Here is a 21111-nt window from a genome sequence, read left to right as displayed (position 1 = left end):
ACTTCGCTGTGGTGAACGGCCGGACGACACCCACGTAGACTGGTGGGCTGAAGTCCGGCCGTACCCCTTTGATCCCTGGAGTCACCCCGTCATGCAGTCAGTACCCAAGGACTCGAAGGAAGCGGCGCAGCCGGCCGAGCCGGCCGATTCCCTGGTCGGAACCGAGTACGAGGTCGAGGTCGGCCCGGTCGCCCACGGCGGCCACTGCATCGCCCGCACCGACGAGGGCCGGGTGCTGTTCGTACGGCACACGCTGCCCGGCGAGAAGGTCCGCGCCCGCGTGACGGACGGCGGCGAGACCTCCCGCTACCTGCGCGCGGACGCGGTCGAGGTCATCGAGGCGTCGAAGGACCGCGTCGAGGCCCCGTGCCCGTTCGCCGGACCCGGCAAGTGCGGCGGCTGCGACTGGCAGCACGCCAAGCCCGGCGCGCAGCGGCGGCTCAAGGGCGAGGTCGTCGCGGAGCAGCTCCTGCGCCTCGCGGGCCTCACGCCGGAGGAGGCGGGCTGGGACGGCACGGTCATGCCGGCGCCCGGCGACAAGCTCCCGCAGGGCGAGGTGCCGGCGTGGCGCACGCGCGTGCAGTACGCCGTGGACGCCGAGGGCCGGGCGGGGCTGCGCAAGCACCGCTCGCACGACGTACAGCCCATCGACCACTGCATGATCGCCGCACCGGGCGTCAGCGAACTCGGCATCGAGAAGCAGGACTGGCCGCAGATGGCGTCGGTCGAGGCGATCGCGGCCACCGGCTCGAACGACCGCCAGGTCGTCCTCACGCCGCGACCGGGCGGCCGCCTGCCGCTGGTGGAGCTCGACAAGCCGGTGTCGGTCCTGCGCGTGGAGGAGAAGGACGGCGGAGTGCACCGGGTGCACGGCCGCGCCTTCGTGCGCGAGCGGGCGGACGGGCGCACGTACCGCGTCGGCATGGGCGGCTTCTGGCAGGTCCATCCGCAGGCCGCGGACACCCTGATGCGCGCCGTCATGCAGGGCCTGCTGCCCCGCAAGGGCGACTCGGCTCTCGACCTCTACTGCGGGGTCGGCCTGTTCGCGGGCGCGATCGCGGACCGGGTGGGCGACCAGGGCGCGGTGCTCGGCATCGAGACGAGCAAGCGAGCGGTGGAGGACGCCCGGCACAACCTCCAGGGGTTCGAGCGGGTCCGCATCGAGCAGGGCAAGGTCGAGCAGGTCCTGCCGCGCACCGGCATCACGGACGTCGACCTGATCGTCCTGGACCCGCCCCGCGCGGGAGCCGGCAAGCAGACGGTCAAGCACCTGACCACCCTGGGCGCCCGCCGCATCGCGTACGTGGCCTGCGACCCGGCGGCGCTGGCGCGCGACCTGGCGTACTTCGCGGACAACGGCTACAAGGTGCGGACGCTGCGGGCGTTCGACCTCTTCCCGATGACGCACCATGTGGAGTGCGTGGCGATCCTTGAACCCATCGCAAAGTCCTCCTGACCTGGGGTTTTGTGAGTGCGCATTTATGTGCATTGTGGGCGTTACGGGCGATATCACGGCGCTCGTGACGCTCATTTGACGCTCGTTCTGATGGGGTATCAGGTGCTTCTCGATGCAGGTAGGGGGCTGTCTGTCGCGGCGCCGACATAGAGAGACCCCTTCTTGAAGTCCTCTACCTTGCGCCCCTCAGCCCGTGGTTCTGTGACCAAAAGGGCCTCTTCTCTGCGAAGACGCCCAAGGACAGTCACGCACGCGCCCACCACTGACGACACCACGCTTACAAGCTCAGTAACAAGTGCGTCGGCAATGGTACGAAGCCCTCAGGCCGCGCCCAGCACCTCGTGCACGGCCGCGATCACCTTGTCCTGTACATCAGGGGCGAGTGCCGGGTACATCGGCAGCGAGAAGATCTCGTCCGCCAGCCGCTCCGTGACCGGCAGCGAGCCCTTGGCGTACCCCAGGTGTGCGAAGCCCGTCATGGTGTGCACCGGCCACGGATAACTGATGTTGAGGAAGACCCCGTACGACTTCAGCGCCTCGATGATCTCGTCACGGCGCGGATGGCGGACGACGTACACGTAATACACGTGGTCGTTGCCCTCCCTGACGGACGGCAGCACCAGCCCGCCGGGCCCCGTCAGGTCCGCGAGCCCCTCGGCGTACCGCCTGGCGACCGCGCGCCGGCCCTCGATGTAGCGGTCGAGGCGGGTGAGCTTGCGGCGCAGGATCTCCGCCTGCACCTCGTCGAGCCGGCTGTTGTGGCCCGGCGTCCGCACGACGTAGTACACGTCCTCCATTCCGTAGTAGCGCAGACTGCGCAGCGCACGGTCCACGTCCGCGTCGTCAGTCACCACCGCCCCGCCGTCGCCGTACGCGCCGAGGACCTTCGTCGGGTAGAACGAGAAGGCGGCGGCGTCGCCCAGCGTGCCCGCCAGTTCGCCGTGGTGGCGGGCGCCGTGCGCCTGGGCGCAGTCCTCCAGCACCACCAGGCCGTGCTCTGCGGCCAGGGCGCGCAAGGGCCCCATGTCGACGCACTGCCCGTACAGGTGCACCGGCAGGAGTGCCTTGGTGCGCGGAGTGATGGCTTCCGCGACCTGGTCGGTGTCCATGAGGTAGTCGTCGGCTCGGACGTCGACGAAGACGGGTGTGGCACCGGCCCCGTCGATGGCCACCACCGTGGGGGCGGCCGTGTTGGAGACGGTGATGACCTCGTCCCCAGGGCCGACCCCCAGTGCCTGCAGACCCAGCTTCACGGCATTGGTGCCGTTGTCGACGCCGACGCAGTGGCGCAGGCCGTGATAGTCCGCGAACTCCTTCTCGAACCCGTCCACGCTGGGGCCGAGAACCAACTGCCCGGAGCCGAAGACGGTCTCGACTGCGTCGAGGAGATCCGCGCGTTCATTCTGGTATTCCGCCAGGTAGTCCCAGACGTAGGTATTCACGGAGAGCTCAACCTCCAGAGGGTTTCGAAGGGGTGGTGGGAAGCCGGTGCGCGCGGGCCAGGGCTTTCCAGCAGTCGCGGACCGACTCCTGCAGCGAACGGCGCGGCTCCCAGCCCAGCAGGGTGCGTGCCGCGCCGATGTCGACCCGTAGCCAGTCGTCCCGGTGACCGGACGCCCGGTCGGCGGCCGGGCGCTCCACCACCCGCGCCGGGGTGCCGCTCGCCTCGATGAACAGGTCGACCAGATCGCGGACGGCGACCGCCTCGCCCCGCCCGATGCCGACGGCGACCGGGACGGCCGGTGCGTAAGCGGCGGCAACCACGGCGTCGGCCACGTCCCGGACATCGACGTAGTCCCGGTGCGCGCGGAGCCGGGACAGCTCTACCACGGCCTCCGTGCTCCGTCCGGCGGCCGCCAGCAGTCGCTCGGCGACCTGGCCCAGCAGGCTGATCCGCGGTGTGCCGGGTCCCGAGACGTTGGACACCCGCAGCACCACGCCGTCGACCCACCCGCCGGCCGTGCCCCGCAGCACTGCCTCGCTGGCGGCGAGCTTGCTCCTGCCGTACGCCGTGTCCGGGCGCGGTACGGCGTCGGCGCCCACCGAGCTGCCGGGCCTCACCGGGCCGTACTCCAGCACCGAGCCGAGGTGCACCAGCCGCGGCCGCGTGGTCATCAGCGCCAGCGTCTCCAGCAGCCGCAGTGTGGGTACGGCGGTGGCGGACCACATCTGCTCGTCGGTACGGCCCCAGATGCTCCCGACGGCGTTGACGATCGTGCCCGGACGCGCCGCGTCCAGCGCCGCGGCCAGCGCCGCGGGATCAGCACCGGCCAGGTCCAGGGTGACGCAGCGGTACGGCATGGGCTCCTCGGGCGGGCGACGGCCCACCACCACCACGTCACGGTTCCGTGAGGCGAACGCCGCGCATACGTGACGACCGATGTACCCGGCGCCGCCGAGGACGAGGACGCTGCCGCGCCGCCCCGCCTCCGCCGTACCGCCGGGCCCCCGTGCTCCGGGACGGGGCCCACGCTTCGGCATCGGGTCGTTCACCATGTGACGGGCAGCCGCTCCGGCACCCGCAACAGCAGGCCCGGCTGCCACCGCACGTCCGCCGCGGGGACGCTCAGGCGCAGCCCGGGCAGCCGTCGGGTGAGGACCTCCAGCACCACCTGGATCTCCAGCCGGGCCAGCGGGGCGCCCATGCAGTAGTGGATGCCATGACCGAAGCCCAGGTGGGCGTTGCGCTCCCGGGTGAAGTCGAGGCGCTCGGGATCGGGGAAGACCTCCGGATCCAGATTGGCGGCGGCCACGGAAGTGAACACGGCCTCCCCGGTGCGGATGAGAGTGCCGCCGACCATGACGTCCTCCAGCGCGATCCGCGCGTAACCGTCCACCGTGGTCAGCGGCGTGAAACGGAGCAGTTCCTCCACCGCCCCCCGGATCAGCCCCGGGTCCTCGACCAGTGACGCGTAGAGCCGGCGGTCGCGCAGCAGCAGGTACGCAAAGTTCCCGATTTGCGTCGCGGTCGTCTCGTACCCGCCGACCAGCAGGCCGGCGCCCAGCATGTACAGCTCGTTCTCGGACAGCCGGTCCTCGTCGTCACGCGCCTGGACCATCGCCCCCAGCAGGTCGTCGGTCGGCGACTCGCGCCGCTCCGCGACCAACTGCGCCAGATAGGCGACGAATTCCTCACCCGCCCGCCTGACCTCCTCGGGCGGCAGCGCGGTCGACAGCAGGGCGTCGGAGAACTGCTGGAAGATGTGCCGGTCCTCGTAGTCCACCCCGAGCAGCTCGCAGATCACGCCGATCGACGCCGGCAGCGCGATCGCCTCCTGCAGGTCGGCGGTCGGGCCCGCGGCGACCATCTCGTCCACGAGCCGGTGCGCGAGCGCGGTGACCGAGGGACGCAGGCCCTCCACCCGCCGGTGCGTGAACGCACCGCCCGCGAGCCGGCGCAGCCGAGTGTGCTCGGGCGGGTCCATCGCGACCAGCCCGCCCGGCTCCAGCAATTGCTCCGTGGGGCGGGGGATGTCTCTGCCCGCGCCCGCCGCCATGCTGAACCGCGGGTCGCTGAGCACCAGTTTGGCGTCGGCGTGCCGGGTCACCATCCAGCCTTCGCCGCCGTACGGCATGAGGACCCGCGCCACCGGTTCGCGCTCGCGCAGATACCCGTACAGGGGGTCCAGCCCCAGCCCCGTGGCGGTGCTGAACGGATACGGCCGCACGGCTGCGTCGGCCTGGGCCGGGGCAGCGGCCCCGGAGGCCGCCTCGGAGATGGAACTGTCGGACGTCATGAGCCTTTCCTGCCGTCGGCGGTACGGATGCCCTGCGCGTGCCCGGGCGCCACCCTCATCCCTGCCCTGGTGCGCTGCCCGCACCGCACAGCCGCGCGTGGTGGTCCCGGTAGGAGTCGTAGGAGGGGAGATGGCCGAGCCGCTCCGCCTCGGTGAGGGTCGGCGCGTCGGCGTCCTGGGCGGAGAGCACCGGTTCGATCCCGTCCGGCCAGGTGATGGCCAGGCCGGGGTCCAGCGGACTGATCGCGCGGTCGAACTGCGGGGCGTACCCGCTCGAACACAGGTAGATGAGCGTGGTGCGGTCGGTCAACGCGAAGAACGCCCTCCCCAGACCCGCGGCCACGTACACGGCGGTGCGGTTGTGCTCGTCCACGGGCACCGCTTCCCACCGCCCGAACGTGGGGGAGCCAGTCCGGATGTCGACGACCACTTCGATCCCTGCCCCCTGGACGCACGCGCTGTACTTCGCCTGCCCCGGCGGCAGTTGCGTGAAGTGGATCCCGCGCAGCGCACCACGCCGGTTCACCGCGACGTTCGCCTGCACCAGCGGCATCGTGTACCCGGTGGCACGGCGGAACCTCTCGCTCTGGAACCACTCGTGGAACTCGCCGCGCCGGTCGGGGTGCACCGCGGGCTCCACCACCCAGGCACCCTCGATGCCGAGCGGGCGCGGAACGCCCTGCTCCTCAGCCACCGTTGCGCCAGTAGGCACCCTGCCGGTCCACCTGGTGGATCTCGTCGTGGATGCCCATGCGGTCACGGAAGTCGTGGACGGCCTGCTGGCAGGCCGGGATGCAGTAGTCGTCGACGATGACGTACCCTCCCGGCGACAGTTTTCCGTACAGGTGGGTCAGGACATCCATCGTGGCGCCGTAGGAGTCGCCGTCCAGGCGCATGACGGCGAGCCGCTCGACCGGCGCCGTCGGCATGGTGTCCTTGAACCACCCCGGCAGGAAGCGGACTTGCTCGTCCAGCAGGCCGTAGCGGGCGAAGTTCGCCTGGACGGTCTCCAGGCCGGTGGGCAGGCTCACCGCCTCGTTGTACTGGTGGAGGTCCATCTCGACGTCCATGGGATGGTCGTCGGCCTCAGTCTTGGGGAACCCCTGGAAGGAGTCGGCGACCCAGACCCTACGGTCCGTCACGCCGTGCGCCTTCAGCACCCCGCGGGCGAAGATGCACGCACCGCCGCGCCACACACCCGTCTCGATGATGTCACCTGGCACACCGTCCCGCAGCACGTCCTCGACGCACCGGTGCAGGTTGTCCAACCGCTTCATGCCGATCATGGTGTGCGCAACCACCGGGTAGTCCTCACCGCTCTCGCGGGCCTCCCGGTCGAAACGGGGTTCCTCGATGAGGCCCGCGGCGTGCGTCGGGTCCTCGTAGATCATGTTGGTGACGACCTTCTTCAGCAGGCCGAGGTACAGATCTCGGCCGTCCGCGGTGGCGACTGTCAAGAGGATCCTCCAGTGAGGCGGGAGCAACCGGTGCCTGATGGGTGCCCATGAGGCCTTCGACGCTAGGGACAGTGGAAGGCGGAACGCCACTCCCGCAGGGAGCCGTATGTCAGGTCGGCCGTCGGCCCTGACCAAGCCCGCCGAGATGGCCCGCGCCGGCTGAACCGCCTGGCGTCCCCCTGGTGTTCGGCCGGCGCCCGTGCCCGCTTCCGCTGCCCGGACCGCCGTCGCGCCGACCTGACGAAGATCGGCGGACCTTCCTTGCCGGTCTTCACGGCACCGTGCTTCGTTGACGGGACGCGGCGGGCTGTGCACGCCGTACCCGGTTGCCGAAGACCTAAGGGGAATCCGTTGCCCACAGCACGTGCTGCCGACGCCGAGTCGCAAGGGGACGTCGCGTGGCCGATGGCCCGCACCTGCCCCTTCCAGCCCCCCGGCCGGTACGCCGAGCTGCGCGCCACCACCCCCATAGCCCCCGCCCGCGTCTGGGACGGCTCACGGACCTGGCTCATCACCAAGCAGGAGCACACGCGGGCCCTGCTCGCCGACTCCAGGGTCCGGATCAACCCCGCCAGACTGCCCCGGCTCTCCCCGGCCGACGGCGAGGCCGAGGCGACCCGCTCGCTGCTGACCCTCGACGCCCCCGACCACGGCACCCTGCGCCGCGTCTTCATCCCCGAGTTCACCGTACGGCGGGTTCGCACGATGCGGCCCGGCGTCGAACGGATCGTGGACGGGCTGCTGGACCGGTTCGGCACGCTCGACCGTCCCGCGGACCTGGTCGCCGAGCTGGCCCTGCCCATGTCCACCCTGGTCATCTGCGATCTGCTCGGAGTGCCCTACGAGGACCACGCCTTCTTCCAGAGCCGCAGCGAGCGAGCCACCAGGCTCATGGGGGACGACGAGTCGGTGACCGCGCTCCTCGAACTGCGCGACTACCTGGACCGCCTGATCACCACTAAGTCCGAGGCCACCACACCCGATGAGGGCGTCATCGGCACGCTCGCCACCCAGGGCCTGCGCACCGGCGGGCTGACGCACGCGGACGTCCTCGACAACGCCGTGCTGCTGCTCGCCGCCGGACACGAGACGAGCGCCGCGATGACCGCGCTCAGTGTACTGACGCTCCTCCAGCACCCCGACGCGTGGCAGGAACTCGCCGAGGACCCCGCCCTGATGCCCAACGCCGTCGAGGAACTGTTGCGCTACCTCAGCGTCGCCGATGGCCTGCGCCGCTCCGCCGCCGCCGACATCGAGCTCGACGGCCATACCATCCGGGCCGGTGACGGGCTGATCTTCCTGCTGGCCTCGGGCAACCGCGACGAGGACGTCTTTCCCTCGCCGGACGCCTTCGACATCCACCGCCCGGCCCGGCAACACGTCGCCTTCGGATACGGGCCCCACCAGTGCCTCGGCCAGAACCTGGCCCGCCTCGAACTGGAGGTCACCCTGAGCGCGGTGCTCCGCCGGCTGCCCGGGCTGCGCCTCGCCGCGGACGTCGACGCGCTCCGGGTGAAGGAGGACTCCGCCATCTTCGGGCTCCACGAGCTGCCCGTCACCTGGTGACGGAGCCACGGAAGCCACAGCGAACGAAGGACGCATGACATGCGTGTACGTATCGCCAGGGAACTGTGCGTCGGCGCGGGCCAGTGCGAACGCTCCGCCCCGGAGGTATTCGCCCAGGACGACAGCGGCTTGAGCCGGGCCCTCGTCCAGGCGCCCGGCGCCGAACAATGGCCGGCCGTCCACGAGGCCGCCGACCTCTGCCCGGTCGGCGCGGTCCTGGTGGCCGCGGGCCGGGCCGCTGCGGACGACCGGCGGGAGACGTCATGACGAGCGGGCACTGGGCCGGACGGACCGTGATGGTCACCGGCGCGCTGGGCTTCATCGGCTCCCATTTCGTCGAACGGCTCGCCGCCGAGGGCGCCACCGTGCTCGGCCTCCACCGCACCGACCGGCCCGGCATCAGGGAGGAACTCACCGCCCGGGTCGGGGACCGGCTCCGGCTCGCCCGCGTCGACCTCGGCGACGGGCAGGAGACACGCGCCGCCTTCCGCTACCTGGCCCCGCACATCGACGCCGTAGTCCACTGCGCCGCTCTGGACGGCAACGCCCAGTACAAACGGGAGCACTCGGCCGAGATCCTCGACGCCAACGTGCGCACCACGGCCCATCTCCTCAACTGCGCCCGCGAGTTCGAGGTGGACAACGTCCTCCTGCTGAGCTCCTCCGAGGTCTACTGCGTACCGCGGTCCGCCCCGGCGTCCGAGGACGAGGACGTCCGCCGCAGCCCCCAGTACACCGAGAACGGCTACGTACTGTCCAAGATCTTCGGGGAGATCCTCGCCGACCACCACCAGCGGCAATTCGCCACCCGGGTCTTCCGCATCCGGCCGGGCAACGTCTACGGCCCCCGGGACGGCGCGGCCGGCCCGCGCAACCGGGTCATCCCCAGCATGATCGCCCGCGCCGCCTCGGGCGAGGAGATCGAGATCTGGGGCGACGGCAGCGGGACACGGTCCTTCATCCACGTGGCCGACCTGGTGCGCTGCGCGCTCCGGGTGGTCGAGACCGGCAAGTACGACGTCGTGAACGTCGGTTCCGCGGAGGAGGTGTCGATCCTGGAACTGGCCCGTCTGGTGGCCGCGGCCCTGGACGTGCCCTCCCACGTCAGGACCGACCCGGCCAGGCCCGCCGGCGCGGCGGTCCGCAAGCTGGACCTCACCCGGATGTGCGAAGTGATCGACTTCGAGCTCCGCTCGCTGCGCGAGGGGCTGCGGGACACCGTGCGCTGGTACCGCGACCAAGCGCGCACGCCGCTTTAGTCCGCTGATTCCGTCACTCATCGCCTCACCGATCCCTTGACCGATCCCCTCACCGAATCACGACCTGGAAGGCTCTCCGTGGCCGAGAACACCGACCTCTCCCTCGTGCAGGACATCATCCGGGCAGCCGGTGGACACGCCTCCTCCCTCAGTGGATTGACGGAGCGCCACCGCGCGGACGACGTCACAAGGGTGCTCATCGACGAGATCTGCTCGCGCTGCCCGGCCCCCGTGAACGACGAACCGGTTCTCGTCGAGTTCGTCGTGCGTACGGAAGGCGAGCGACTGTCCCACTGGCTCCGCGCCGTCCAGGGCGCACCCGTCCGTTCCGCCCCTCGGGGCGAGGAGTTCGTGGCCATGCGGATCGAGTACAGCCTGGCCGACCTGGTCCGCGAGCTGTTCGGCCCCTCTCGCGAGCAGTCCTCCGGCACCCGCGGGACCACGCTGTTCCCCTACGCCGGTTCCGACGCCGCCGAAATGATCGGCCCCTACTTCCTGGCCGCCCAGCAGGCAACCGCCACGGTATTGGCCGGCTGCACCTCCGCCAAGCCCGACCTCAACGACCTGACCTCCCGCTACCTCACCCCCAAGTGGGGATCGCTGCATTGGTTCACCCCGCACTACGACCGCCACTTCCGGCCCTACCGCAACGAAGAGGTACGGGTTCTGGAGATCGGCATCGGCGGCTACAAGCACCCCGAGTGGGGCGGCGGCTCCCTGCGCATGTGGAAGCACTACTTCCACCGCGGGCTGATCCACGGCCTCGACATCGTCGACAAGTCGCATGCCGACGAGCAGCGCATCACCACGGTCATCGGCAACCAGAACGACCCGGACTGCCTCGCGGAGATCGCCGCGAAGTACGGCCCCTTCGACATCGTGATCGACGACGGCAGCCACATCAACGAGCACGTCCGCACCTCGTTCCACGCCCTGTTCCCGCACGTGCGCAGCGGCGGTCTGTACGTCATCGAGGACCTGTGGACCGCTTACTGGCCCGGCTTCGGCGGCAACGAGGACCCCGAGCGGAGCGGCGCGACCAGCCTCGGCCTGGTGAAGTCCCTCATCGACAGCCTCCAGCACGAGGAACTGCCGCCTGAACAGGGCCGCACAGTCGGCTACGCGGACCGGCACGTGACGGGTCTGCACGTCTACCACAACCTCGCCTTCATCGAGAAGGGCACCAACGCCGAGGGGGGCATCCCTCCCTGGATCCCCCGCGACTTCGACTCCCTGGTGGCGGCCTCCTCCGGGGGCGCCGCATGACTCCGCGGACCGCCCCGGACCCGTACTCGTCCCTGGTCCCGCCCCACGTCCTCCGTACCGCCCCCGGGCATCGCACCGGACGCACGCCCGGGAGGGCCGTATGCGCATAGCACTGCTCACCATGGGCTCGCGCGGCGACGTCCAACCCTTCGTCGCCCTGGGCAGCGGTCTGCGCGACCGAGGGCACCAGGTGGTGCTCGGCGCGCCCGAGGCCCTGCGTCCCCTCGTCCAGCGGGCGGACCTGGAGCACCGCACCACCCCGGGCGACCCGGACGGCTTCTTCACGATGCCGGAGGTGGTGGAGGCCCTGCGCCGGGAACCGTCGATGAGGAACCTGATCAAGGCCCTCCCGAAGGCACCCGAGGGCTACGACCAGCAGGTGCTCGACGACATCGAGACCGCCGCGGAGGGTGTGGACCTCGTCGTGCACTCGCCGCTGACCGTCGCGGCGGCGTTCGGCACCTCGCGAACACCGTGGCTTTCCGCTTGCTGGTGGCCCGACACGCAGACCACCGCGTTCCCCGCGATCGAGTCCGGTCAGCGCGCGATGGGCCCCCTCGCCCCGCTCTACCATCACTTCACCCACGTACGGGCCGCCACAGAGGACTGGAGGTGGCGGGGCCCCGAGATCGACGAGTACCGTACGCGACGCGGCCTGCCGCCGTTCGGCGCTGAATCACCCCTGCGCCGCCTGGGCCACGACCAGCCCCACCTCTATCCGTTCAGCCCGAGCGTACTGCCGAAGCCGGCCGACTGGCCCGCGGACTGCCATGTCACCGGATACTGGTTCTGGGACGAGCCGGGCTGGGAGCCGCCCGCAGGGCTGGAGGCCTTCCTGGCCGACGGCGCGCCGCCGGTGGCCCTCACACTCGGCAGTACCTGGCCGGTCCACCGGCAGGAGGCCACCCTGGAATATGCGATAACCGCGGCACGCGGCGTCCGCCGCCGCCTCGTCGTGGTCGGCGGCCCGGACGGGATGCTGCCCGACGACGTCTTCCGGCTCGACGGTGCGGACTACTCCTGGCTGTTCCCCAGGACCGCCGCGGTGATCCACCACGGCGGGTTCGGCACCACGGCCGAGGTCCTGCGCGCGGGTGTGCCCCACGTCGTCGTGCCGGTGTTCGCGGACCACCCCTTCTGGGCGGCCCGGCTGCACCGGGCGGGACTGGCCGGCCCGCCGGTGCCCATGCGCCGGATGAACCGCCGGGAACTCGTCGCGAGCGTGCGGGAGGCGGTGGCCGACCCGGCCGTGGCAGCACGGGCCCGACGGCTTGGAGAGGCGGTGGCGGCCGAACGTGGGGTCGACACCGCGTGCGACGCCATCGAAGCGTGGGCCACGGCCAAGGGGGTCGCGGCAGCCACCGGCTGAGCCCCTGCCAAGGGTCGAGGCGGTCGCGGGCCGAGCCCCCGGCCGCCTCTCCCGTTCCCGGCAAGGGCCGGCCCGCCGGGAACGCGGGAGCCGGATCAGGCCAGCGGCCGGTACGCGGTCAGGGTGACCGCCAGCGTCACGTCGCAGGGCTCCGGCAGCCGGGCGATGCGCTGCTCCAGCTGGTCACCTTCCTGGTGCCAGGCGTTCGGACCCATTCCCACCAGCTGCGACAGCGCCTTGTGGTCCAGCGCCATGGTGCACCGCACCCGCTCCCTGGCGACCTCCGTGAAGTGCGCGGCGAACCGGTCGGCCAGCCGCTCCTCCTTCTGCTCGCCCACCCGCAGCAGCCCCAGCGCGTCCACCAGCTCGCCCAGGTGGTCGGACTGCGGCGTGACCACCAGGAGTACGCCCTCCGGGCGCAGGATCCGCCGCAGTTCGGCCGGGTTGCGCGGGGCGAAGACGTTGAGGACCACCGAGGCGGCCCGGTCGCCGAACGGCAGGCCGTCCCAGGCGTCGGCCACCACCGCGCTGATACGAAGGTGCGCCCGCGCGGCGCGACGGGTGGCGAACTTGGAGATGTCGAGCAGGACACCCTCGGCGTCCGCGAACTCCGACATCACGCGCGCGTGGTAGTAGCCCGTACCGCCACCGATGTCGACGACGCAGCCGGCGCCCCCGTCCTCGGGCGCGGTCTCGCGGGCCAGCGCGGCCAGGGACCCGGCGATCGGCGCGTAGTGGCCTGCGGCGAGGAAGTCGTCGCGGGCCGCGACCATCTCCGCGGTGTCCGCGTGGAACTTGGCCGCCCCGCGCAGCAGGTTCACGTACCCCTGCCTGGCCACGTCGAAGCTGTGCCCCGAGCCGCAGCGCAGTGCGCTGCCGTCCCTGGTCATGGTGTCGGAACAGTGGGGACAACGAAGGTGCCGCACCGCCTCATCTCGCATGGTGTCCCCTGGTGCCGCTCCGGTCCTGACAAGGACCCAGCTTATGCAACGCGGCGCGGGAGGCCGCCCCGGCCCGTGCGGCGGGCGGGCCGGTCAGTACCACGTGTGCGCACACGCCACCAGGGTGCGCAGTTCGATGTTGAGGTAATTGCCGTGCGCCAGCAGGCCGGTGAGCTGGGCGAGCGACAGCCAGGCGAAGTCCTCCGGGGCGTCTTCGGGAAAGTCCGGCGGGACCTCCACGATCACGTAGCGGTTCTGTGCGTGGAAGAAGCGCCCGCCCTCCTCGGACTGGACGCTGTCGTGGCGCAGCTGCCCGGCCGGCGCGGACAGCACCTGATCCAGGTACGGCGGCCGGGGCGGCCCCTCCGGGCCGGTGTGCTCCGCCGGCCGGCACTGGACCGTCGGGGCCAGCTCGGCGACGTTCAGGTGCCCGACGTCCACCCGTGCCTGTACGAGCGCGTGCAGCACGCCGTCGACGGGCTTGACCAGCAGGGCCATCAGCCCCGGCACCTGCGGCTCGATGAGCGGTTGCGTCCAGGAGGTGACCTCCCGGCTGCTCGCGCCGACCTCGGCGGCCATGACGCGGAAGTGCCGCCCGCTCTCGTGCGCGATCTCGTGCGGCGTGCGGTACCAGCCGTCCGCCTGCACCGAGACGAGCGGCACCCGGTTCTGCACCAGTTCCCGGAGGGCGCGCACACCGCTCAACCACGAGAGGATCTCGGCGGCACCGTGCCGTGCCTCGCCCGGCGTACCGAAGATGGAGCGCAGCACGGGTGACGTGGCGCCCGTGTCGGCCCCCGCCGTGGGCAGGCAGGCCAGGATGGACCGTGCGTCCATGTTGACCACGTTGTCCCGCGTCAGCAGCCTGCGGATCTGCCCCAGGGTCAGCCAGCGGAAGTCCTCGCCGATGTCGAGGCGGTCGTCGGCCGCCAGCTCGACGATCATGTTCCGGTTGCGCTTGGCCAGGAACCAGTCCGCCTGCTCCGACTGGACCGAGTCCACCAGGACCCGCCCCCGCCCCGCCCCCATGAACAGTTCCAGGAACCGGATGTCGCGCCCCCGGTGCACTCCGGTGAAGTTGCTGCGGGTCGCCTGCACGGTCGGCGACACCTGAAGGACGTTGACGTTGCCAGGCTCCATCTTGGCCTGCATCAGAAAGTGCAGCACCCCGTCGATCTCCCGCGCCACGATGCCGAGCAGCCCCACCTCCGGCTGCACGATGATGGGCTGCGTCCAGCCCCGTTCGGGCAGCCGGTCGGTGCGGACGTGCAGCCCCTCCACGGAGAAGAAGCGACCCGACTCGTGCCGCAGGTTCCCCGTACCGGGTTGGAAGCTCCAGCCGCGCAGCGCGTCGAAGGGGATGCGGGACACCTCGAAGCGCCCGGCCCGGAGGCGCTCGGCCAGCCAGCCGGAGATGCCGTCGTACGGCGTGACCGGGCTGTCGGGGGTCCGCGCGGAGATCAGCACCCGGCGCGCCGTGTTCACCGGGTCACCGAGTGGCGCGGCACTCGTACGGCGTGGTGCGGGCGCGGGAGGGGCCGGGGAGGTGCGTGGCGTGGCGCGGGCGGGTGCCGCCCCGGTGGCCGGGCCGGCCAGCGCGCGCCCGATGGTGCGGCACACCTCGTCGGTGCGGTCGTTCAGATAGAAGTGGCCGCCGGGGAAGCTGTGCAGGGCGAAGGGGCCCGTGGTCAGGTCCCGCCAGGCGTTCGCCTCCTCCGGCGGGACGTTGGGGTCCTGGGCGCCGGTGAGCACCGTGACGGGACAGTCCAGCGCGGGACCGGGCACGTACTGGTAGGTGCCCGCCGCACGGTAGTCGTTGCGGATCGCCGGCAGGGCCAGCCGCAGCAGCTCCTCGTCCTGGAGGATGGCGTCGTCGGTGCCCTGCAGCTTGGCGATCTCCGCTATCAGATCGTCGTCGTCCAGGAGGTGCGCGACGTCCCGCCGGTTCACCGTCGGCGCGCGGCGGCCCGACACCAGCAGGTGGACGGGGGACGCCCGGCCCGCGCCGCGGAGCCTGCGCGCGACCTCGTACGCCACGGTCGCCCCCATGCTGTGCCCGAACAGGGCGAGCGGACGGTCGGCCCGGCGCAGGAGGTACGGGACGATCTGGTCCACCAACTCCGGTACGGACGGGACGAACGGTTCGTGGCGGCGTTCCTGGCGGCCCGGGTACTGCACCGCCAGTGCCTCCACCGTCCCGCCCAGGCCACGGGCCAGGGAGACGAAGGAGGTCGCGGCCCCGCCGGCGTGCGGGAAGCACACCAGACGCAGTTCCGGATCCGCCACCGGGCGGTACCGGCGGAGCCACAGATCCTCGTCCTGGTCTGCGGCCGGCAACCGGCCTCCGGGTACGGGCGGTACGGAACGGGTACTCACGGCGGATGCAGCTCCTCGCGGTCGGTGGACCGCAGTTCGGGACGGCGCGTCGGGTTCTGGCCCGCAGCGCAGCGGGGCGGTGCGGGAGGCGGGGCGGCCCGGGGCCGGGTCGGGGAACCGGGGGCCGGCGGTGTTCCGGGCCGACGGGTGCGGTCAGTCGGGGCGCCGGGCTTCCTGCGAGGCCTTCTTCAGCGGCTCCCACCAGGAGCGGTTCTCCTCGTACCAGCGCACCGTGTCCGCAAGCCCCGTCGTGAAGTCCGCGCGTGGGGCGTAGCCCAGCTCGTCCGCGATCTTGCGGGTGTCCAGCGCGTACCGCAGGTCGTGTCCCGGCCGGTCGGTGACATGGCGCACGGACGAGGCGTCGGCGCCGCACAGCCGGAGCAGCCGTTCGGTCAGCTCCCGGTTGGTCAGCTCCGTACCGCCGCCGATGTGGTACACCTCGCCCGGCCGCCCGAGGGCCGCCGCCAGGCTGATCCCGCGGCAGTGGTCGTCCACGTGCAGCCAGTCCCGGCGGTTGCCGCCGTTGCTGTACAGCGGCACCGTCAGGCCGTCCAGCAGGTTCGTGGCGAAGAGCGGTACGACCTTCTCGGGGTGTTGGTAGGGACCGTAGTTGTTGGAGCAGCGGGTGACGACGACCGGCAGCCCGTACGTGCGGTGGTAGGCCAGTGCCAGGAGGTCCGAGGCGGCCTTCGAGGCGGCGTAGGGGGAGTTCGGCGCCAGCGGCTGGTCCTCGCGCCACGACCCCTCGGCGATCGAGCCGTACACCTCGTCCGTGGACACGTGCACGAACCGCCCGACCCGCGCCTCCAGCGCGGTCTGCAGGAGGACCTGCGTCCCCTGGACGTTCGTCTCGACGAACGCCGACGCGTCGGCGATGGAGCGGTCCACGTGTGACTCCGCCGCGAAGTGGACCACGACGTCCGCCCCGCGCACGACCCGGGCCATCGCCTGGGCGTCCCTGATGTCGGCGTGCACGAACTCCAGCGACGGGTGCTCCGCGACTGATTCCAGGTTGGCCAGGTTGCCGGCGTAGGTCAGCTTGTCGACCACCACCGTGTGCGCCCCGGCCAGCTCCGGATACGCACCGGTCAGCAGTTGTCTGACGAAGTGCGAGCCGATGAAGCCGGCACCTCCGGTGACCAGCACGCGCATGGGAACAGACCTTTCTGCCACGGGTTTCTGTCACGGATTTCCTGGGACGGCTACGCGGCCGGGCCGGACATGAGGGTCTTCGCCACGTTCAGCAGGTACCCGCCGTAGCTGGAGCTCTCCAGCTCGCGGCCGAGTTCGAGGCACTGCTGGGGGCTGATGTATCCCATCCGCAGGGCGATCTCCTCGATGCAGGAGATCCGCACGCCCTGCCGCTGCTCCAGGAGTTCTACGTACTGCCCCGCCTGGAGCAGCGAGCTGTGCGTGCCCATGTCCAGCCAGGCGAAGCCGCGTCCCAGTTCCGTCATGCGGGCGCGGCCCTGCGCCAGGTACACCTTGTTGACGTCGGTGATCTCCAGCTCGCCCCGCGCGGACGGGGTGAGCCGCCGGGCGATGTCCACCACGCCGTTGTCGTAGAAGTACAGCCCTGTCACCGCCAGATGAGAGCGGGGCTTCTCCGGCTTCTCCTCCAGGGAGACCAGCCGGCCCTCGGCGTCGATCTCCCCGACGCCGTAGCGCCGGGGGTCCTTCACCGGGTAGCCGAACAGCTCGCAGCCGTCCAGCCGCGCCGCCGTGTCGGCGAGCACGGACGAGAACCCCGGCCCGTGGAAGACGTTGTCGCCCAGGATGAGCGCCACCGGACTGTCACCGATGTGCTCCTCACCGATGAGGAACGCCTCGGCGATGCCCCGGGGCTCCTCCTGCTCGGCGTAGTCGACGCGGATCCCGATGCGGCTGCCGTCGCCCAGCAGCGAGCGGAACATCTCCAGATGCATCTTCGAGGTGATGATCTGGATGTCCCGGATCCCCGCCAGCATGAGGACCGAGAGCGGGTAGTAGATCATGGGCTTGTCGTAGACCGGCAGCAACTGCTTGGACAGCGCTCCGGTCAGGGGGCGCAGGCGCGTGCCGTTGCCGCCTGCCAGGATGATGCCCTTCAAGGGCCGGCGGTCCGCAAGAGTCTTCGTCATGGAGGAGCCGCCCGGGTCAGGAGCGCGTTATCCGAACGGGAAGGTGACGCGCGGTGAGCTGATCCGCGTCGTAGAACTCCACCCGGTCGTGGTCGATGTGGTAACTGGTGAATTCGTCCAGGGCGAGGTCGAGGAACACCTTGGCCTCCTGCCGGGCGAGGAAAGCCCCCAGGCAGTGGTGGATGCCGTGCCCGAACGCCATGTGTTTGTTGGCGCTCCGGCGTATGTCGAACCGGTCCGGGTCCGGAAAGTGGTCCGCGTCCCGGTTGGCCGAGGCACTCCAGGCAATCACCATCTGATGGGCTTTCATGGGGTGCCCGAGGATATCCGTGTCCTCCGTCAGCAACCGGAAGATGTTGTTGAAAGGACTGCGGTAACGCAGTGTCTCCTCAATTGCTCCGGGAATCAGCGAACGGTCGGCCCGCAATTCCCTCAGAGCTTCCGGATGCTCGTCCAGCACCAGGAAAAGGTTCCCGAGCAGAGTGGCGCTCGAAATGTGGCCCGCGGTGAGCAGCAACGCCACGATGTTGACGATCTGTTCGTCCGTCAGCCGCTGCCCGTCGGCCTCCGCCTCGACGAGCCCGCTCATCAGGTCGTCGGCCGGTGCGGCCCGCTTCTTCGCGATGTGCGCGTACAGGTACTCCGACCACTCCTTGATGGCCGGCCCCATCGTCTCCGCGAAGTCGTCGGGCAGATTGGGGTACTGCAGCCCCTCGTTGTTGAGGATGACGTCCACCCACTCGCGGAACAGGTCCCGGTCCTCGGCGGGGATGCCCAGCAGTTCCGCGATGACGATCACCGGCAGCGGATACGCGAGGTCGGCCACCACGTCCACCCGGTCCCGGTCCCGCAGACCGGCCAGCAACTCGCGCCCGATGGCCGAGGTACGCGACTCCAGCCGGGCGATGCGCCGCGGCGTGAACGCCTGCGAGACCAGCTTGCGCAGCGGCCCGTGCCGGGGCGGGTCGATGCCGCCGAAGGTACCGGGGCCCATGAGGAGAGCCAGCTCCTCGGGCACGGGGAACACTGGTGAGAAGTCCGACGAAAACAGCTGGGGGTGGGTGGAAACGGTGAGGTAGTCCTCGTAGCGGAAGACCTGCCACGCCTGCCGGGACTCGTCCCAGAACACCGGTGCTTCCGACCGGCCGCGGGCGAACCACTCCAGTAGTTGCCGCGCGTCGGCGTCCGCCGGCTGGGCCAGCGGATGGACGGGCGGCTCCGGTTCCGTACCGGTTGAGGTGTCCCTGGTCTGCGTCGTCATCTCGACTCTCTCGTGGGGCGGTATCCGTTCCACTGGTCCCGGAAACCGGTTCAGTACCCTTTGTCGTGTCGCCAGCCGTTCGGTCATTGCTGAATTGAGGCTTTGCTGCGTGAATGCCGTGCGTCGCGTGAATGTTTGCGTCGCATGAATGTCCTGCGCTGCGTGAATGCCTTGCAATGCCGGGCGATGCCGTGCAATGTCGAGAAAGCTAGACTGCGGCCTTCCGTGACCGCAAGACGGGACCTGACATAGTGCCCGGGTCGCTTTCCGGGCAGGTGGATACGGCCGGATACGGGGCCGCCGCGGCGACGCGGGTGACCTGACACAGTTGCCCGACAGATTCCGTACAGCGTTCCGGACGAGGGTTGACTGACAGAACTGACAGTCAGCAACGACAGCAGGCCCGGTGCCTCGCGCTCTTTTCCCCGCTCCTTGTCTGCTGCCCCTCCTTCGATCCTTCGAGCGGACTCCGGCACATCGCGCCCCTCGCTATGACTTTGGCTACGGAGATTTGATGAACGCGGAATTCGGTGTAAAGCGCAACGGCGACGACAGCGACGAAACGGGCCGGCGCGACTCGGGTTCTGCCCCCAGGGGATCGGCCCTCGGGTCGGCCAAGGGTGACGCGGACGCGGGTTCCGGGTCGGCCAAGGGTGACGCGGGTGCGGGCGGTGGCACCGACATCGCCGTCGTCGGGATGTCGTGCCGTCTGCCCGGTGCCGGCACGGTGGACGAGTTCTGGGACCTGCTGCGCGCCGGACGCAATCAGGTCACCCGCCGTCCGGACGGCACCCGGCGGGCGGCCCTGGCCGACCACGCGGGCTTCGACGCCGCGTTCTTCGACATGTCTCCCCACCAGGCCGCCGCCACGGACCCGCAGCACCGTCTTCTGCTCGAACTCGGCTGGGAGGCATTGGAGAGCGCGGGCGTCGCCCCCGGACGGCTCGCCGGGTCCGACACCGGCGTCTTCGTCGGTATCGCGTCCGACGACTACGCGGACCTCGTGCGCCGCGCCGGCACGGACTCCGGCGCGCACACCGCGACCGGCCTGCACCGGGCCCTCGCACCCAACCGGCTGTCCTACTTTCTTGGCCTGCGCGGTCCCAGCATCGCGGTGGACACCGCCCAGTCGTCCTCGCTCGTGGCCGTGCACCTCGCCTGCGAAGGCCTGCGCCGGGGGGAGAGTTCGCTCGCCGTCGTCGCCGGTGTGCACCTCGTCATGGCGGACGGGAGCACCGCAGCCATGGAGAAGATGGGCGCGCTCTCCCCGGACGGGCAGTGCCACACCTTCGACGCCCGGGCCAACGGGTACGTCAGGGGCGAGGGAGGGGCCGCCCTCGTACTGAAGCCGCTGCACAGGGCTCTAGCGGACGGCGACCGCGTCCACTGCGTCATCAAGGGCGGCGCGGTCAACAACGACGGTGGCGGCGACAGCCTCACCTCACCGCACCGCCAGGCCCAGGAGGAACTGCTCCACGCCGCGTACACCCGCAGCGGGACGAGCCCCGAGCGCGTCCGGTACGTCGAGCTGCACGGAACCGGCACCCGGGCCGGCGACCCGGTGGAAGCCGCAGCCCTGGGCTCCGTCCTGGGCGCGGCCCGTGCCGAGGCCGGTGCCGCCCCGCTCGCGGTGGGATCGGTCAAGACGAACGTGGGACATCTGGAGGGCGCCGCCGGCATCGTCGGCCTGCTCAAGGCCGCCCTGTGCGTACGGGAGGGAATGCTGCCCCCCAGCCTCAACTACCGCACGCCCCACCCGGACATCCCCCTGGATCAGCTGCACTTGGACGTGCAGACGGCCCTGGAGCCCTGGGCCGAAGAGCCCGGCAGGCGCCGCGCGGCCGGCGTGTCGGCCTTCGGCATGGGTGGAACGAACGCGCATGTGGTGCTGGAGCAGGCGCCGGTGCCGGAGTCGGGGTCGATGCCGGAGTCGGGATCGGTGTCGGGGCCGATGCCTGAGTCCGTCAGGGCCCCTGTTCCGGTGGTGGTGTCGGGTGTGTCGGCGGGTGCGGTGGACGCGGGTCTGGCGCGTCTGGCCGAACGGGTTCGGTCCGATGCTGGGCTGGGCGTGGGGGAGGTGGGCTGGTCTTCGGTGCACCGGTCTGTTTTCGGGCATCGTGCGGTGGTGGTGGCTTCCGGGCGTGAGGAGCTGCTGGCGGGATTGGCGGCCCCGGTGGTGTCCGGGGTTGCGGGGGACGTGGGTCGGAAGGTGTTCGTGTTTCCCGGGCAGGGGGCGCAGTGGGCCGGGATGGGTGCTGAACTGTTGGATTCCTCCGCGGTGTTCGCGGCGCGGATGGAGGAGT

The 21111-nt window shown here is 70.8% G+C and carries 17 protein-coding genes; 7 read left to right on the top strand and 10 right to left on the bottom strand.

Annotated elements, in window-relative coordinates; all coding sequences use genetic code 11:
* The first annotated feature begins 91 nt into the window (after positions 1-91).
* Positions 92-1456 (top strand): class I SAM-dependent RNA methyltransferase, encoded by a 1365-nt coding sequence (locus IE185_RS21535; RefSeq protein ID WP_138896923.1) that lies wholly within the window; start codon positions 92-94, stop codon positions 1454-1456.
* 320 nt (positions 1457-1776) lie between these two features.
* Here IE185_RS21535 and IE185_RS21530 read toward each other — a convergent pair whose 3' ends face one another.
* The 5 genes from IE185_RS21530 to IE185_RS21510 are packed head-to-tail and all read right to left on the bottom strand — an operon-like array spanning position 1777 to position 6650.
* Positions 1777-2898: a DegT/DnrJ/EryC1/StrS family aminotransferase gene (locus IE185_RS21530; RefSeq protein WP_138896924.1), complete on the bottom strand. Its 1122-nt coding sequence runs from the start codon at positions 2896-2898 to the stop codon at positions 1777-1779.
* Positions 2899-2905: 7 nt separating this feature from the next.
* Positions 2906-3937: an NAD-dependent epimerase/dehydratase family protein gene (locus IE185_RS21525; RefSeq protein ID WP_138896925.1), complete on the bottom strand. Its 1032-nt coding sequence runs from the start codon at positions 3935-3937 to the stop codon at positions 2906-2908.
* Positions 3938-3945: 8 nt separating this feature from the next.
* The gene (locus tag IE185_RS21520) at positions 3946-5193 is read right to left on the bottom strand and encodes a cytochrome P450 (RefSeq protein ID WP_138896926.1); all 1248 of its coding nucleotides are present in this window, start codon (positions 5191-5193) and stop codon (positions 3946-3948) included.
* 55 nt (positions 5194-5248) lie between these two features.
* Entirely contained in the window at positions 5249-5887 is a 639-nt protein-coding gene (locus tag IE185_RS21515; RefSeq protein WP_138896927.1) for a dTDP-4-dehydrorhamnose 3,5-epimerase family protein, read from the bottom strand.
* On the bottom strand, positions 5880-6650 hold the full coding sequence (locus IE185_RS21510) for a TylF/MycF family methyltransferase (protein WP_229843628.1): 771 nt from the start codon (positions 6648-6650) through the stop codon (positions 5880-5882). The genes IE185_RS21515 and IE185_RS21510 overlap by 8 nt, the downstream gene beginning before the upstream one ends.
* Positions 6651-7001: 351 nt before the next feature.
* Between IE185_RS21510 and IE185_RS21505 the strand changes: the two genes are divergently transcribed.
* The 5 genes from IE185_RS21505 to IE185_RS21485 all read left to right on the top strand — a co-directional run bounded on the left by IE185_RS21505 (position 7002) and on the right by IE185_RS21485 (position 12110).
* Positions 7002-8216 carry a cytochrome P450 gene (locus tag IE185_RS21505; protein WP_229843627.1) on the top strand — a complete coding sequence of 405 codons (1215 nt, stop codon included), beginning with the start codon at positions 7002-7004 and terminating at the stop codon, positions 8214-8216.
* 39 nt (positions 8217-8255) lie between these two features.
* Complete coding sequence (locus IE185_RS21500) at positions 8256-8483, top strand: ferredoxin (protein ID WP_138897615.1); 228 nt, start codon at positions 8256-8258, stop codon at positions 8481-8483.
* Entirely contained in the window at positions 8480-9475 is a 996-nt protein-coding gene (locus IE185_RS21495; RefSeq protein ID WP_138897616.1) for an NAD-dependent epimerase/dehydratase family protein, read from the top strand. The genes IE185_RS21500 and IE185_RS21495 overlap by 4 nt, the downstream gene beginning before the upstream one ends.
* 78 nt (positions 9476-9553) lie before the next feature.
* Positions 9554-10741 (top strand): class I SAM-dependent methyltransferase, encoded by a 1188-nt coding sequence (locus tag IE185_RS21490; RefSeq protein ID WP_138897617.1) that lies wholly within the window; start codon positions 9554-9556, stop codon positions 10739-10741.
* A 100-nt stretch (positions 10742-10841) separates the two neighbouring features.
* Positions 10842-12110 carry a glycosyltransferase gene (locus IE185_RS21485; RefSeq protein ID WP_138897618.1) on the top strand — a complete coding sequence of 423 codons (1269 nt, stop codon included), beginning with the start codon at positions 10842-10844 and terminating at the stop codon, positions 12108-12110.
* 95 nt (positions 12111-12205) lie between these two features.
* Here the strand turns inward: IE185_RS21485 and IE185_RS21480 are convergent, their stop codons facing one another.
* The 5 genes from IE185_RS21480 to IE185_RS21455 all read right to left on the bottom strand — a co-directional run bounded on the left by IE185_RS21480 (position 12206) and on the right by IE185_RS21455 (position 18808).
* Entirely contained in the window at positions 12206-13051 is an 846-nt protein-coding gene (locus IE185_RS21480; RefSeq protein WP_138897619.1) for a putative RNA methyltransferase, read from the bottom strand.
* Positions 13052-13144: 93 nt separating this feature from the next.
* A complete protein-coding gene (locus IE185_RS33870) occupies positions 13145-15427 on the bottom strand; it encodes an NDP-hexose 2,3-dehydratase family protein (RefSeq protein WP_308432793.1) in 2283 nt (760 codons plus the stop codon).
* 153 nt (positions 15428-15580) lie between these two features.
* Complete coding sequence (gene rfbB, locus IE185_RS21465) at positions 15581-16579, bottom strand: dTDP-glucose 4,6-dehydratase (RefSeq protein WP_138898221.1); 999 nt, start codon at positions 16577-16579, stop codon at positions 15581-15583.
* Positions 16580-16629: 50 nt separating this feature from the next.
* Positions 16630-17517: a glucose-1-phosphate thymidylyltransferase RfbA gene (gene rfbA, locus IE185_RS21460; protein ID WP_138898223.1), complete on the bottom strand. Its 888-nt coding sequence runs from the start codon at positions 17515-17517 to the stop codon at positions 16630-16632.
* 46 nt (positions 17518-17563) lie between these two features.
* Complete coding sequence (locus IE185_RS21455) at positions 17564-18808, bottom strand: cytochrome P450 (RefSeq protein WP_138898220.1); 1245 nt, start codon at positions 18806-18808, stop codon at positions 17564-17566.
* A gap of 514 nt (positions 18809-19322) precedes the next feature.
* Here IE185_RS21455 and IE185_RS21450 point away from each other — a divergent pair.
* On the top strand, positions 19323-21111 hold a 1789-nt coding region (locus IE185_RS21450; protein WP_229843626.1), incomplete at its 3' end, for a type I polyketide synthase.

This window comes from Streptomyces chryseus (assembly GCF_014650755.1).
Lineage (GTDB): Bacteria > Actinomycetota > Actinomycetes > Streptomycetales > Streptomycetaceae > Streptomyces > Streptomyces chryseus.
This window is presented reverse-complemented; position numbering and strand designations above follow the sequence as displayed.

What these genes read in the sequence shown, in the direction of transcription:
- IE185_RS21525 (WP_138896925.1), bottom strand. Translation starts at nt 3,937, where the DNA reads ATGCCGAAGCGTGGGCCCCGTCCCGGAGCACGGGGGCCCGGCGGTACG.
- IE185_RS21455 (WP_138898220.1), bottom strand. Translation starts at nt 18,808, where the DNA reads ATGACGACGCAGACCAGGGACACCTCAACCGGTACGGAACCGGAGCCG.
- rfbB (WP_138898221.1), bottom strand. Translation starts at nt 16,579, where the DNA reads ATGCGCGTGCTGGTCACCGGAGGTGCCGGCTTCATCGGCTCGCACTTC.
- IE185_RS21485 (WP_138897618.1), top strand. Translation starts at nt 10,842, where the DNA reads ATGCGCATAGCACTGCTCACCATGGGCTCGCGCGGCGACGTCCAACCC.
- IE185_RS21520 (WP_138896926.1), bottom strand. Translation starts at nt 5,193, where the DNA reads ATGACGTCCGACAGTTCCATCTCCGAGGCGGCCTCCGGGGCCGCTGCC.
- IE185_RS21495 (WP_138897616.1), top strand. Translation starts at nt 8,480, where the DNA reads ATGACGAGCGGGCACTGGGCCGGACGGACCGTGATGGTCACCGGCGCG.
- IE185_RS21535 (WP_138896923.1), top strand. Translation starts at nt 92, where the DNA reads ATGCAGTCAGTACCCAAGGACTCGAAGGAAGCGGCGCAGCCGGCCGAG.
- IE185_RS21480 (WP_138897619.1), bottom strand. Translation starts at nt 13,051, where the DNA reads ATGCGAGATGAGGCGGTGCGGCACCTTCGTTGTCCCCACTGTTCCGAC.
- IE185_RS21500 (WP_138897615.1), top strand. Translation starts at nt 8,256, where the DNA reads ATGCGTGTACGTATCGCCAGGGAACTGTGCGTCGGCGCGGGCCAGTGC.